The sequence below is a fragment of the Aquimarina spinulae genome (assembly GCF_943373825.1).
Classification (GTDB): Bacteria; Bacteroidota; Bacteroidia; order Flavobacteriales; family Flavobacteriaceae; genus Aquimarina; species Aquimarina spinulae.
The window spans coordinates 2,410,071-2,424,938 of the sequence record NZ_CALSBP010000002.1 but is presented as its reverse complement, the minus strand read 5'-3'; the positions used below and the strand labels follow the sequence as shown (position 1 = coordinate 2,424,938).

Genomic DNA, 14,868 nt, shown 5'->3' with positions numbered 1-14,868 from the left:
TAAAGTCAAAGAAGTACCCATACTAGGAGTAGGGTTTATAAAACGAATACATATGCTTTAGACAAACCAAACTCATTACAAAAACACCTCGCTTTTTTCGTTAAGATTGATTTTTAACATACGTTCTGATATCAAATGTAAAATAGAAAATGATGACCTCCAGAATTAAAAATGAATTTACGGTTTTCCTTACATATTGAATACGGAAAAACCATAATTTCGCTTTTTATTATGATACCAATAAGGTAAAAAATATAATCAAAAAGCAATGATTATCATTTTTCGAAATACAGTATGCGTTTTTAATCTATAGTTATGAATATCATGTTAAAGCAAATACAATTGATAGAGCGAATTGATCAGCTTATCCGTTTGCAAGCTACCGGATCTCCCATAGAACTGGCAGCAAAGTTAGGCATCTCTAAAACCAAATTATATCGTACGCTTTGTATCATGAAAGAATTGGATGCACCTGTAGAATTTGATACGCTCACCCAGAGTTTTGTGTACTCAGAACCGGTAGGATTTACTTTTGGATTCTATAAAAAAGGTCAAAAAACAAATAGTATTAACCCTTCTATGGGTAACTAAAAGAGCGTAACCCATATCTATAACCTGATACCAGATACCTGATACCCAAAACCCTTCCATCTCATTTATAAAAAAACTTTCATTTTTTTTTCTCAGTCCCGAAAAACGAAACTGGGATGCTTTAATATTGCATTGGGAATACGATAAAAAAACAAAAAACAAGTTCATTTATAATGCTTTACCTATGTTTTTAGATGCTTACTAAAGATGACTTTACCAGTATAGGATTTCTGGTTTGTTTTCATACTTGGTTAGGGGGATTTATGGGTTTTGCACCAGGAAAATAAAATATATATAACCTAAATAGTAATAAGTCAACAGTAAATTATATTCAATCATGAAACAATTTCTAGTTTTCAATGTGTTGTTATTTCTTTTAAATATCAATACATTCTATGGGCAGACCGATTTGCCTAATGTAATTTCTCCATCACCAGAAGCTGCCAGTATCACCAAATTTGTTGATATGAAGATCAATGAGTATAAGGGGATGATACAACAACAAATACCATTATATCAAATTAGTGATGGTACAATAAATCTTCCCATTAGTTTAAGCTATCAATCCGGTGGTTTTAAAGTGGTTGAATCTTCCAGTTCTATTGGGTTGGGTTGGTCATTATATGCTGGAGGTGCAGTTACCAGAAGTGTAAATGGTTTACCCGATGATAACTCAGGAACAACAAAAGGATTTCTTACCGTGAGCTCAGAAGTCGACTATGATTATCTTAGTCATGGAGAAAAAAACCAAACTCGTTATAGCTATTTGCAAAGTATAGCTCAAGGGTGTTATGATTCTCAACCCGATATTTTTAACTTTAATTTTAATGGATATTCAGGTAAATTTCATTTTGATTGGGGCGGTAATATTATCATCTCTTCAGAATCCGAGGTTACTATTACTCCTATCCAGAATAATGGAAATTTATCAAAAATAGAAGGATGGATCTTTAAAACTCCGAATGGTTTTACTTATACCTTTAGAGCTAATGAAACTACTACAAATATTAAATCTGGTACGAGTTTGTGTTATTTGGCTCAGGGTGGTTTCAATTCTTCATGGTATCTCACTAAGATTTCAGATGCTTTAGGGAAGAGGAATTTATTTTTTGAGTATGACACCTACACTATTCAGGATCATAATATTATTAAAAGTCAATCAAGAACACACCCAACAGGAGGAAACTCACAATGTGGAGGTACTATATCCGGGACACTACAATACAACTCTACCAATATAGATATTGGTGGACGTGCTCTTCGTAGAATTTATTCTGATACTTCTCCTGTAGAAGTACTCTTTGTTGCAGGAACTAACAAAGTTATGGATACCAGTACAGATTTTTATGCAATCGCAGAAATTCAAGTTAAAAACCGTGTTCAAAATACGATGATTAAGAAGTTTAATCTTACCCATTCTTATGAGACAGGAAGATTAACACTAAAATCGATACAAGAGTTTGGTAAAACTAATCTTGGTTTACCTCCATATACATTTTTCTATCACGGTTCATTACCCTCCAGAGGATCTACAAAGAAAGATCACTGGGGATACCCTAATGCTAACAGTGGACAGGATTTACTTCCTCCATATTTTATTCATACTTCAGGAAATAAATTTGCTAGCTTTGGAACAGCAAACAGATCACCAGATTTTGAAGGGTCAAGGAACGGAATTTTATATAAAATTGGATATCCAACCGGGGGCTATGATGTGTATACTTATGAGCAAAATACGTATGGACATATAGGAGGACTGCAACTTGATGAGTTTGAAGTTAATAAAGCTAACCCACAAGTAAGTGCAACAGGAGATTCTGCACATGGGTGTACATCGGTAGTTACTGATACGGATACCAAATCATTTACCATACCAGCCAATCCAGCAAACCCGGGGGCTAAAATACTAACTAAGGTATCCGGACATGTAAAAAAGTATACCGAAGATTATTTTTCTGCTGGTAAAACACCTAAAGCAAAATTAATTGACAGCCAAGGAAATATAATTTATCAGGTTAGCTTAACTCATAATAATATTAATGAATATATAGAGCTATTACCGGGGCAATATACCTTAAGTGCAGAAGCTACTTGGAGAGATTGTGATATTACTTCAAGAGATATTGCTACGATGTCGGTTTTATATGATGAACCTACAAACATTCGATTATACGAAAAACCTGCAGGCGGTGTTCGGGTTGCATCAATTAGCAAATATAACAGTAATGATGAATTAGTACTATCTCAAACATATGATTATAAAGATGAGCAAGGATACTCTTCAGGTTTTGTACATAAAGAACCTAACTATCTTTTTGATCAGGAATCTTTAGTCTGGGTTGCTTCAGGAAGTGGCGGATATAATATTATATGTCAATCTATTGTTGCTCTGGATGCTGACAGGTCAAATTCAGGAATGACTACAGGCGGACATTTGGGATATAAAAAAGTAACGATCATTCAAAAAGATGGAGCTAACGGTAAAACAGAGCTTAATTTTGTAGGAGCTTCTAATATAGTTTCTGAAACGTTTCCTTTTCCACCACCTATAGATAGAAATCATTCTAACGGTAAGATTGTAGTATCAAAAACTAAAAATAGTAGTGGTAAAACTCAAAAACAACTTACAAAAGGATATAAAATAAAGGAAGTATTTACCAACGCTTTAAAAATAAGTTTTAAAGGAGGTACTCTTTTTGATGAAGGTAATTTTGTATTTGGGAGATATCGTATTCTAATGGGGCATAGCCAAACGGAAAATGAACAAACCATAACCAAATTACATAATGAAGATTTCATTACCACTACAGCGTACAAGTACAATTCATCTTTGCATAAATTAAAAGAGCAAACTTCTCAAAGTACCAATAAAGTGGAGCGGCAAGTCTTTTTCTATCCAGAAGATTATACGCAATTAACAGGGCTAACTCAAAAAGAGATTAATGCGTATCAAAGTCTAGTCAATGATCACAGGATTTCAAAACCTATCCAAAGTCAGGTATACACAAAAATTGGAACTGATCCTGAAAGATTAAGCACTACTAACCGGATTACATATGTAAATACTATTTCTACTTTTCATCAAACGCTTAAGGCTTCGATTGCAACGGCAAAAAATAACGGGGCATTACAAACCGATATTGAATTTGATAAATATGATGATAAAGGAAATATTCTTCAATATAAAAAGACTGATGGTATGATTACCAGTTTTATATGGAGTTATGATAAGATGTACCCGGTAGCCAAAGTAGAGAATGCAACATTCTTGGAAATTTCTACAGCATTAGGAATAACAGAGACAGCTTTGAAAAATTTTGGTACAGGATCTTTAAATACTTTAGACAATTTGCGAACAGCTTTACCCAATGCGATGGTATCTACCTATACTTATGATTCTCTTATTGGATTAACTAGTATGACAGACCCAAAAGGATATACTATTTATTATCAGTATGACGAGTTTAATAGATTAGCATATGGGTTAGATGACGATCAGCATATCGCTCAAAAGATTAGTTACAACTATGAAGGGCAAAATCCAAATACCTATGACGCAATTACGTTTAACATAACAAGTTCAGGGGGAGTAACTCCCGGACAACCTGTAACATTTGCTACTGGAAACCTTGGAAGCAACTACTTATATTCTTGGCTTGTAAACGGTAATCAAGAACAGTGTGATAGCTCTTATTCTTTTACAAGGACTTTTGTTAATGAAGGGAGCTACAGTATTATTTTAGTCGCGTATGATACTGTGAAGAAAAGATTATTAAAAAGTAAGCCTACACCTGTTGTTATAAGATATAGAGATTTAAATGCTCCTTCTGTAAGTGCAAATTACACCAATATTCCAAAAGGAACAGCAACTACCTTTACAGCTTCAAATGTTGGAGGAGGAACAGGAAACCTAAGATATGAATGGTATGTAAATAAAGCAAAGCAAGCTAGTACAGCAACTACATTTGTGTATACTCCTAGCACCACAGGAACACACAACGTACACTTTAAAGTTATTGATAATGTAAGCGGAAGAGCTGTAGAAAGTACCGTAAGACAATTATACGCTTACCACCCCTTAACCGCAGCTAATGTAAGTGCTTCTAGATCAGAGATTGTACGTGGAACAACTACGACATTTTTTGCTTCTGGAATAGCAGGAGGAACAGAATTATATTTATTTCAGTGGTTTATAAATGATGTAAAACAACCTAATACCGGAACGACACTTTCTTATAACTTCCCTAATAAAGGAACGTATACTATTAAATTTAGATTAGTAGATAGAGGATTAGAAAGTGGACAATACCAATGGGGCGCAAATACTAGAGTTGTAAAATCTTATGACCCTATGAGTGTTACTGTTAGTCCGGCTTATGCTAATCTTAATAATATTAATGGAAGTAAAATTTTTAGAATCACCGGAGTAAGCGGTGGTTCTGGTCAATATACTAGAACACCATGGAAATTATGGAGAATAACTAGTCCTTCATGGACTCATAATGTAGGTAGTGGATCGAGTTATACTGCAACAATGAGCGAGAACGGAGAGTATGAATTGAGTGTGAAGTATACTGATACTCAAACAGGGCAAGTTGTATTAAAAACCATACCAATTACAGTACATAAATCTACTGGTGGTGGCAATGGTGATCCCATCGATTGTCTAGACTGCGGAGATCAACATTAATTAACCAATAAACATATAGAATGAAAAAACATATAATATACATAGCACTGCTACTAATAGGCTGGAATCTTCAGGCTCAGGTAGTGCTATCCGATAAGAACTATATACATACCACAGTTCCGCAAGTAGCGTTAACTATAGCCGAAATGGAGAGTGTAAACTGTTCTAATATCAATGATATAAATAAGACAATAGAGAACGTAACCTATTTCGATGGATTAGGACGACCTATACAAGAAAGAGCTATTCAAGCCTCACCTAATGGCAAGGATATAGTTACTCATATAAAGTACGATGATTATGGCAGACAGAATAAGCAATACTTGCCTTTTGAATCTGATAAAACCATAGGAAGTTATCAAAATGTCGATATCAACACGGATATCAACCAGTATTATAAGGATACCTATGCCAGTGATTTTCCTGAGATAACTGATCTTAACCAGATCAATGCCTATTCAGAGCGCCTTTTTGATAAATCCCCTCTTAATCGAGTGATAAAAGTAGGTGCTCCGGGGAAAGCATGGAAAATTAATCGTAGTAGTGATGCAGATCACACTATAAAAACAAACTGGTATACTAATAAGGCTAATGAGGTAGTATACCATAGGGTAGATTTTTCCGACCCCAATGATACTGAAGCTCCTGGCCTGGCGCAAGATGGGCATTACCCTGCAAATGAGTTATATATCACGATTACCCATGATGAGAACTGGACTACAGCAGACAGTAATAATCGTACGACCAAAGAGTACAAGGATAAGGAAGGTAGAGTGATATTAAAACGAACCTTTAATGCAGGATCAGCACACGACACTCATTATGTTTACGATAGATTTGGGAATTTAACTTATGTTATCCCCCCTAAAGTGACTGCTAGTGATGGTGTAAGCCAGAGTGAGCTTGCCGAACTCTGTTATCAATACCGATATGATAACCGTAATAGGCTAATTGAAAAGAAAATCCCTGGTAAAGGAGATGCTAATACTTTTGAATCTATTGTCTATAACAAACTAGATCAACCCATCCTAACCCAGGATGCCAACCTAAAAGCAGATAATGCCTGGCTATTTACCAAATACGATGTCTTTGGCAGGGTTACTTATACCGGTAAGATTACCGATAACCGAGATAGAAAGACCATACAACAAGCTGTGAATACAGAATCTACCTTATGGGAACAACGAGGTGTTGCTTCCCAGATCGATGGGACTACTATCTATTATAGTAATGCGGCATTCCCAAAAACAAACCTGGAGCTACATACTATTAATTATTATGATGATTATGGGTTTGATCTTGCAGGATTAACCAATCCCGGTACGGTATATAACGAAGCTATTACCGATCAAACCAAGACACTACCTACAGGAAGCAAAGTAAGAGTACTTGATACCTATGATTGGATCACTACTGTTACCTGGTATGACAATAAATCAAGACCGATTTACGTAGCGAGTAAGAATGAGTATCTTAACACCACCGATATCGTAGCAACCCAATTGGATTTTGTGGGTAAGGTAGAACAAACCAAAAGTACGCATACCAAAGGTAGTAATGCTGCCATTGTAACGATAGATACCTTTACTTATGACCATATGGGTAGAGCATTGACTCAAACCCAAAAAATCAATACTCAAGCCGTTGAAACTATTGTTGAAAATACCTATGATGCTTTAGGACAGTTAGAACGTAAGAAAACAGGAGGAGGATTACAAGAGGTGGATTACAAATACAATGTACGAGGTTGGTTGACCAAAATCAATGATCCTAATACCACTCTTGGTAACAAACTTTTTGCTTTTAAAATTAATTATAATACACCGCAACATGGGGCTACTGCACTGTTTAACGGTAATATCTCTGAAACCACTTGGAAAACTGCAAATGATAATGTAGAGCGACATTACAAATACAGTTATGATAATTTAAATCGAATTACCGATGCAAATTATAATAGTCAGGATAATAGTGAGCAGGATTGGTTTAGGGTTTTTGGGATTACTTATGATAAGAACGGTAACCTAAAATCATTAAAAAGACATAAAAAAGGAAATGTGGCATTGGATTACCTATCGTATACTTATGATACAGGGAATAAACTCTTAACTGTAGAAGAACAAATTGATGGAGCCAGTGGGTTTGAAGATGGTACCAATACCAATGATGATTATACCTATGATGCCAATGGTAATATGACTATAGATCAAAACAAAGGGATTACTGGCATAACCTATAATCATTTAAATCTCCCTAAAACAGTTACGATAAATAATGCTTCTCATACCGGAAATATTGCCTATATTTACGATGCCACTGGGGTAAAATTAAAAAAGATTACCACAGAGGGAAGTTCTTTAATTACTGAGTATGCCGGTAGTTATGTATATAAGAATGGTGTGTTAGAATTCTTTAACCATGCGGAAGGAATCGTAGAACATGAAGCCGATGGGTATAAGTATGTGTACCAGTTTAAAGACCATTTAGGAAACATACGATTATCTTATAAAGATGCTGATAAAAATGGTTCTATAACGCAAAGTGAGATCATACAGGAGAAGAATTATTATCCCTTCGGCATGACTCATTCTGGATATAATACTAACTTACGAGGTAGAAATCACAATTATGGTTATAATGGTAAGGAAGAACAATCAAAACTAGGACTAGAATGGTTGGACTTTGGAGCGAGAAATTATGATGCTAGTTTAGGACGTTGGATGAATATTGATAAGCTTGCGGAGAAAGCTTATTCTTGGACTCCTTTTAGATATGGATTTAACAATCCTATTAAGTTTGTTGATCCAGACGGAATGTACGAAAGAGATGGTCATTATTGGACAGTTTATTTAGCTGGCATGGTTGCTGGTCGTAGTGATGCAGGGAGTTTGGCTTATTGGGCAGAAGAACCTGATCACGTAATGTCTTCGAGAGGGGATATTTTATTTGCAACAGATACTTGGATGTATCCTAGAAACCAAAGAGACTGGCATGCTTTAACCGGAAATGATTCTTACAGAAAGGAAGTTAGTCGATCTATGTCCATGTTTAGTAGAGCTACAAATACACAGCAAAGAGGTTATGCTTTACATAGGCTTGGAGATAGCTATTCCCATTCAAAGGAAGATGGATCAATGTATGATAATGGATTAGGACATTTATTTAAAGGACATTCTCCAGATAAAATTGCTAATAGACCTGAATTATACTTAGAATATGTTTTTTCTTTGATATATACATTAGGAGGAAATAACACAACAGCTGATACTTTTACATTTGATTATGTCGCGGATAGTGGTGGAAGTACAGATCAAAATAGTGCTGTGTTTGAAACAGAAGTTAGGTTAAGAGAAGGAGTGCAAACATTTAGTGTTCTTGGAGATCAGAGAGGAGCAATTAATAATTATATGGGTGCAAGAAATAAAAAATATGGAGAAAATAGAAAACATAAATCTGTAACAGCTGAAGTAGATTCTTATAAATTAAACAAAGATTCAGGCGAGTGGGAAAAATCAGGTACCGAAACACGAACTTTTGTAATTTTTAATTAAAGAAATGAATAATCGAAAAAAAATAGTAGGACTAGGCTTTTTAACTTATTTATTAGGTATAATAATATTTTTACTAGTAAGTTATTTAGTATTTATTGTAACACCAAAGCATGAAGATTGGGAGTTATTTACTTTTAATATGTTTGGTTGTTTATTAATATATGGTGCTGCAATTATTCCTTATTTGATGTTTTTTCTTTTGACAAATTTTAAAAAGATAAAAAATTATTTGGTTATAATAGTTTTAATACTGAGTATTGAATTAGTATCATTAGTAATAACTCAGGAATCTATCATAATATCAATTTTAACCACAATGGTTACAGATAAAAATTATATACTAATTGCTTATCCGTTAGTAATAGTGTTTAGTTATATTATTAGCAAGAGGTTTTTAAATGTTAAATTTTTGTAATACAGCTTCCCCGCTCCCGCTAGCGTCTCGCTAGTGGCGTCAAAGCTAGGGTATAAAAATATATAAATGATAAGAACCAGTTGCAGTGATGTAGCTGGTTTTTTATTTGGATTAAGATATTCTAGTTTCATTTTTTGAAACTGTACTATTGTATTTTGGCAAAATGAGCAGGAATTATAAATTTTATAATAGATCAGGTTTATACTTTATAAGTTTTGCTACAGTGTATTGGATCGATGTATTTATATGAGAACAATATTTATCTGTTTTGTCAGAAAGTATTACATATTGTAGATCAGAAAAGGTATGGAGGTTTATGCGTATTGTTTTATGCCTAGTCATGTACATTTGGTATTTCGTTCTTCAAATGATGACCCTTCAGGATTGATTAGGGATTTTAAGGGATATACTTCAAAAAAGTTGTTAAAAGTAATAGAGAATAATCCTCAGGGAAGTAGGAAAGAATGGTTGTTATGGATGTTTGAGAAGGCTGGTAAAAAGAATGCTACTGTAAGCAGAATGCAATTTTGGCAGCAGCACAATAAACCTATAGAATTATGGAGTAATAAAGTGATTCAACAAAAAATAGATTATATTCACAATAATCCTGTCGAATCAGGTTTTGTAACCAATTCGGTAGATTGGAAATATAGTAGTGCTAGAAATTATCAGGATGACCATACAGTATTAGAGATTGATAGCGATGGATATCTATTTGGATTAACAAAACATTGACGCCACTAGCGAGACGCTAGCGGGAGCGGGGGACATAAAGCATATTTAAATAAGCTACCCAAAGGAGTAATGTTAGATGCTGCTGCTAAGAATGAAGGAGGAGCAGATACTAATGCAGATACCAGAGCTATACTTTCTGGATTTAACTATAGGTTTTAGACATGAAAATTATTAATAAAAATATTTCGGTATTAATTTCATTTTTCTTGATTACTATGTTTTTCATTTTACAATATAGTAATCAAGTGAAATATGGATTAGTTAATGCTTTTGGTAACCAAAAGTCAATTATTATTTTATCGTTATCTTTTTTAATTATTTCTATTTTCTTTGCATTTTATATATGTATTAGGACATTTATTAAACAAAGGAAAATTCATTTTATTGGTTTGATATTACTTATCGCTTCTATATGGCTAATAATTAATAAAATTTGGTGGTAATGCCGGTAATGGGTCAAACTGGTGCTTTTGAGAAAAATCATTATAAAGATTGATTATCAAATAAATTATATAAGTAAAAAAGAGTTGTAGAAATACAGCTCTTTTTTATGCATAAAAGTGAGCTAAGAAAACAGTTCTCTAGAATGCCAGAAAGGAGGAAAAGAACAATACAATCCGATTGCTCGGATATGATAGCGCAGCAATGTTTTCTGTGCTAGGTATGAGTAAGTACTTTACTACTTTTTTAATAGACTAAGTCATAAAGCATTGTTGCAGCGGTTTCTGCAGTTATATCTCTTTGAGGCATCCCGAACATTTCATAGCCAACCATAAATTTTTTAACAGTAGCACTTCGCAATAATGGAGGATAAAAACTCATGTGCCAATGCCAATGGGTATGATCAAGATTATGAGTTGGTGCTTGATGAATCCCGCTAGAATAAGGAAAAGAACAATCAAATAATTGATCGTATGCTCGAGTTAATACAGAAATACATTCTGAATAAGCGATTCGCTCATTTGGATTCATTTCTATAATCGAAGACTGTTTCTTTTTTGGAACAATCATGGTTTCAAATGGCCAAATAGCCCAAAAAGGAACTAATACAACGAAGTGTTCATTTTGAAATACGATGCGTTCTTTCTTTTCTAATTCCAGAATCACATAATCTTCTAATAACGATGTACCATGTTTAGAAAAATAACGCCGTTGTCTATCATCTTTTTTTAAGATCTCATTGGGCAGATGAAATTGGCTCCAGATCTGCCCATGAGGATGCGGATTGCTACATCCCATAACGGCACCTTTATTCTCAAAGATCTGTACGTAATTAATCTCTGGTAGCGCACCTAATTTTTGATATTCTTCTTGCCATACTTCAATCACTTTTTCAATAGCCTCTACAGGCATATTGGCTAAGCTTTTAGAATGGTCCGGGCTAAAACAGATTACTTTGCAGATTCCTGTTTCACTTTTTACTTTAAACAGTTCTTCATCTATAGCAAAAGAAGGAGATTCGTTTTGTAATGCTGCAAAATCGTTTTCAAAAACAAAAACATCCTGGTAGTCTGGATTTTTCTTTCCTCCGGCTCTCATATTTCCAGAGCATAAATAACAATCTTTATCATAAGATGGTAATGATTGTGTATTGGTTTCTTCTTCCTGGCCTTGCCATGGTCTTTTTGCTCTGTGTGGGGATACCAATACCCACTCTCCTGTAAGTGGATTATAGCGTCTGTGAGAATAGTCTTGTAATGCTGTATTTAACATGAGGAATCTGCTACAATTTTCCAATGACCATTTATTTTTTTGAAAATGATCATAAAAGTACCATCGGCATTGCCTACACTGCGTACCAAATGATATTCTCCCATCACAAAATAAGACTCACCATCAATTCGTGAAATATCACTAATGACAAAGTTTAATGTGCCTATATGAGCTTTAGTCGGGTATCCTTTTTTATAATTGGCTAATGTGTTATCCCAACCATAGGTTAATCCTCTGCTTCCATAAAATTTTAAAGAATCCGATTTCCAATACCCTTGCATATACCCTTCCAGATCATGATTCGACCAGGCTTGTTCCTGTGCTTTCAACACTTCTATGATGTGCTGTTTATCGGCTTTCTCATCTACTTTTATTTTTTGATGACAACTGGTTAACCCTATTAGTATTCCTAATAGATATAGATATCTTGTGATCATATTATGTGATTTTATACGTTCCTTGTGCAATTTGTATATCATATCGACTTAGTGTTTTGTTGAACTGTTTATGATATAACGGTGCAACTGTATTCATAAATGCATCAGCAGCTCCTTTTTTAATGATGTTAATCGTACAACCACCAAATCCACCGCCCATCATTCGTGCACCTAATATATCAGGATTTTGCCTTGCCTGATCAATTAAAAAATCCAATTCGGTACAACTTACGTTATATTGATTTTGTAACCCGTTATGCGACTCAAAAAGTAGTTCGCCAAAAATTGTGTAGTCCTTTTTATCCAGAGCAATAGCAACTTTTAAAACTCGTTCGTTTTCTTGTATGATAAATAAAGCTTTTTGGTAATAGTCTTCGCTGATTTCTTCTTTAATGGTAAATAATGCTTCATATGTGGCGTCTCTTAGTGTAGATACTTCTAAGTGTTTTGCGACTGCTTCACATACCGAACGTCTTTCATTATATGCGCTTTCTGCAAGACTATGTTTTACATTAGTATTGATTAAAACAATATCATATTCTTTAAAATCAATAGAAAAATAGGTTGCTTTAAGATCTCTGCAATCTAGTAATAAAGCTTTGCCTTCTTTTCCAAACATACTGGCATATTGGTCCATAATACCACATTGTACTCCTACATAATTGTGTTCTGCTTGCTGAGAGATATAAATCATTTCTTCTTTGGTTAACCCTAGTTCGAACACTTCATTTAATCCAAAAGCCACACTGTTTTCCAGGGCAGCAGAGGATGATAATCCGGCTCCCAGAGGGATATTACCTGCAAAAACCAAATCAAAATTATAGATTGTTTTATCTCTTTTAAGAATTTCGGCAACGACTCCTAATACATAATTTTTCCACCCTCCATTTTTGATGGGTTGTATGTTTTGTAACGAAAATTCTAAAACCTCATTGGTATCTATGGCATAGACCGAACAATACATAGCATTATTTTTCTGGATTCCCGAAATGATCCCTTTATTGATTGCTGCAGGAAAGACAAACCCATCATTATAATCGGTATGTTCCCCAATTAGATTGATCCTGCCGGGAGAAAAAGATAATACGGGTTTGATATCAAATCGTTTCAGAAAAGTAGATTTTACCTTTTCTAGTAATGATTCATTTGTCATTTATGCAAAGTATATATAGATTCCTAGAACGATCAAACAGATCGTAATTCCTACAGTATTAAGATGTTTCCAGGGGGTAATATCAACTTGTTCTGTATAGTGTTGCTGGTATGCCTCTGTTCGGGGTCTAAATTTACCTATTAGTAACATGATAAGTACATTAAGTACAAACAGAATAGCCATTACATGTAAGAAATGAGGGAATTGCTCAACAAAAACAAATTCATCTAATAAAATATAAGCAACATATAAAACAACACCAGAAATGATAGCAATTTTTGCAGCAATAGCAGGAACATATTTGGTGAGGTATCCCACTACAATAATGGTTAAAATTGGGATACTATAACACCCGTTCACTTTTTGTAAGTACCCAAATAAGCCATCGGGTGCATATGCAATTAGCGGCGCAATACACATAGCTAAAATTGCTAATATGATACCAAAACTTTTTCCGGCATTTACTGTTTGTCGTTCTGTAGCATCTGGGTTAAAATGGGATTGGTATATATCAATTCCGAATAAGGTAACCGAACTGTTTAAAGCCGAATTAAAAGAACTTAAAATAGCACCAAACAATACTGCTGCAAAAAAACCTACCCAAGCTGCAGGTAGCACCTTGGTCACTAACATCGGGTATGCCTCATCTGGGTTGTCTAATGTGTTTCCAAACATATGAAAAGCAATTAATCCTGGTAATACAACGATTAGTGGTCCCAGTATTTTTATAAACGAAGCTAATAACAATCCTTTTTGTCCTTCTTTTAAGTTTTTGGCTCCTAAAGCTCTTTGGATAATTGCTTGATTGGTCCCCCAATAAAACAATTGAACCAGCATCATACCGGTGAATATAGTTCCTATCGGAATTGAAGATTCTGGCCCTCCTAATGCTTTGAGTTTTTCGGGGTGAGATTGCGTTAATGTAGTGATTCCTTCAAAAATACTACCATCACCAATGGCTATCAATCCAAATATTGGTATTAATAACCCTCCGATTAATAACCCTATTGCATTAATAGTATCAGATACTGCTACCGCTTTTAAACCTCCAAAAATGGCATAAATCGATCCTATGATACCGATTCCAAAAACGGTTATCCATAAAGCAGTAGTTTCATTAACATTTAATATACCAGGCACATCAAACATTGTATTAATGGCCAATGCCCCAGAATATAAAACGATAGGTAATAGCACAACCACATACCCGCTTAGAAATAATGCAGAGGTGATTGTTTTGGTGGTTTTATCATATCGTCTTTGCAAAAATTGTGGAACGGTGGTTATTCCCCCTTTTAGATATCGGGGTAATAAAAATACGGCTGTAACCACCATGGCAATTGCCGCCAGGGTTTCCCATGCCATAACCAGGATCCCTTCTTTAAAAGCGGCCCCGTTTAACCCTACGATTTGTTCGGTTGATAAATTGGTTAATAATAATGACCCTGCAATAACGATCCCTGTTAAACTTCTTCCTCCCAGAAAATATCCATCAGAAGAAGACTCATCTGTTTTTCTGCTTTTTACATACGCTATTATTGCTACTAATAATGTAAACCCTATAAATGTAATGAACTGCATAG

Annotated in this window: 8 protein-coding genes and 1 pseudogene; 5 read left to right on the top strand and 4 right to left on the bottom strand. The window is 34.5% G+C overall.

Annotation, left to right across the window (positions count from 1 at the left end):
- Positions 1-315 precede the first annotated feature (315 nt).
- The 5 genes and pseudogenes from NNH57_RS16330 to NNH57_RS16310 all read left to right on the top strand — a co-directional run bounded on the left by NNH57_RS16330 (position 316) and on the right by NNH57_RS16310 (position 9,982).
- Positions 316-591, top strand: a complete 276-nt coding sequence (locus NNH57_RS16330) for a hypothetical protein (protein WP_074409757.1) — start codon at positions 316-318, stop codon at positions 589-591.
- 337 nt (positions 592-928) lie between these two features.
- Positions 929-5,281 (top strand): hypothetical protein, encoded by a 4,353-nt coding sequence (locus tag NNH57_RS16325; RefSeq protein ID WP_108808289.1) that lies wholly within the window; start codon positions 929-931, stop codon positions 5,279-5,281.
- A 20-nt stretch (positions 5,282-5,301) separates the two neighbouring features.
- Positions 5,302-8,832 carry a DUF6443 domain-containing protein gene (locus tag NNH57_RS16320; protein WP_108808290.1) on the top strand — a complete coding sequence of 1,177 codons (3,531 nt, stop codon included), beginning with the start codon at positions 5,302-5,304 and terminating at the stop codon, positions 8,830-8,832.
- Positions 8,833-8,836: 4 nt separating this feature from the next.
- Entirely contained in the window at positions 8,837-9,247 is a 411-nt protein-coding gene (locus tag NNH57_RS16315; protein WP_108808292.1) for a hypothetical protein, read from the top strand.
- A 163-nt stretch (positions 9,248-9,410) separates the two neighbouring features.
- Positions 9,411-9,982, top strand: a pseudogene (locus tag NNH57_RS16310) (REP-associated tyrosine transposase).
- A gap of 687 nt (positions 9,983-10,669) precedes the next feature.
- On the opposite strand, the gene NNH57_RS16305 reads toward NNH57_RS16310, so the two are convergent.
- From NNH57_RS16305 to NNH57_RS16290, 4 genes are read right to left on the bottom strand one after another with little or no spacing between them, the layout of a single operon-like run.
- On the bottom strand, positions 10,670-11,695 hold the full coding sequence (locus NNH57_RS16305; RefSeq protein ID WP_108809226.1) for a UDP-glucose--hexose-1-phosphate uridylyltransferase: 1,026 nt from the start codon (positions 11,693-11,695) through the stop codon (positions 10,670-10,672).
- On the bottom strand, positions 11,689-12,132 hold the full coding sequence (locus tag NNH57_RS16300) for a YybH family protein (RefSeq protein WP_074406807.1): 444 nt from the start codon (positions 12,130-12,132) through the stop codon (positions 11,689-11,691). The genes NNH57_RS16305 and NNH57_RS16300 overlap by 7 nt, the downstream gene beginning before the upstream one ends.
- Before the next feature lies 1 nt (position 12,133).
- Positions 12,134-13,285, bottom strand: coding sequence for a galactokinase (gene galK / locus NNH57_RS16295; RefSeq protein ID WP_074406808.1), 1,152 nt, complete (start codon positions 13,283-13,285; stop codon positions 12,134-12,136).
- Positions 13,286-14,866, bottom strand: a complete 1,581-nt coding sequence (locus tag NNH57_RS16290; protein WP_108809225.1) for a solute:sodium symporter family transporter — start codon at positions 14,864-14,866, stop codon at positions 13,286-13,288. It abuts the gene before it with no gap.
- Positions 14,867-14,868 lie beyond the last annotated feature (2 nt).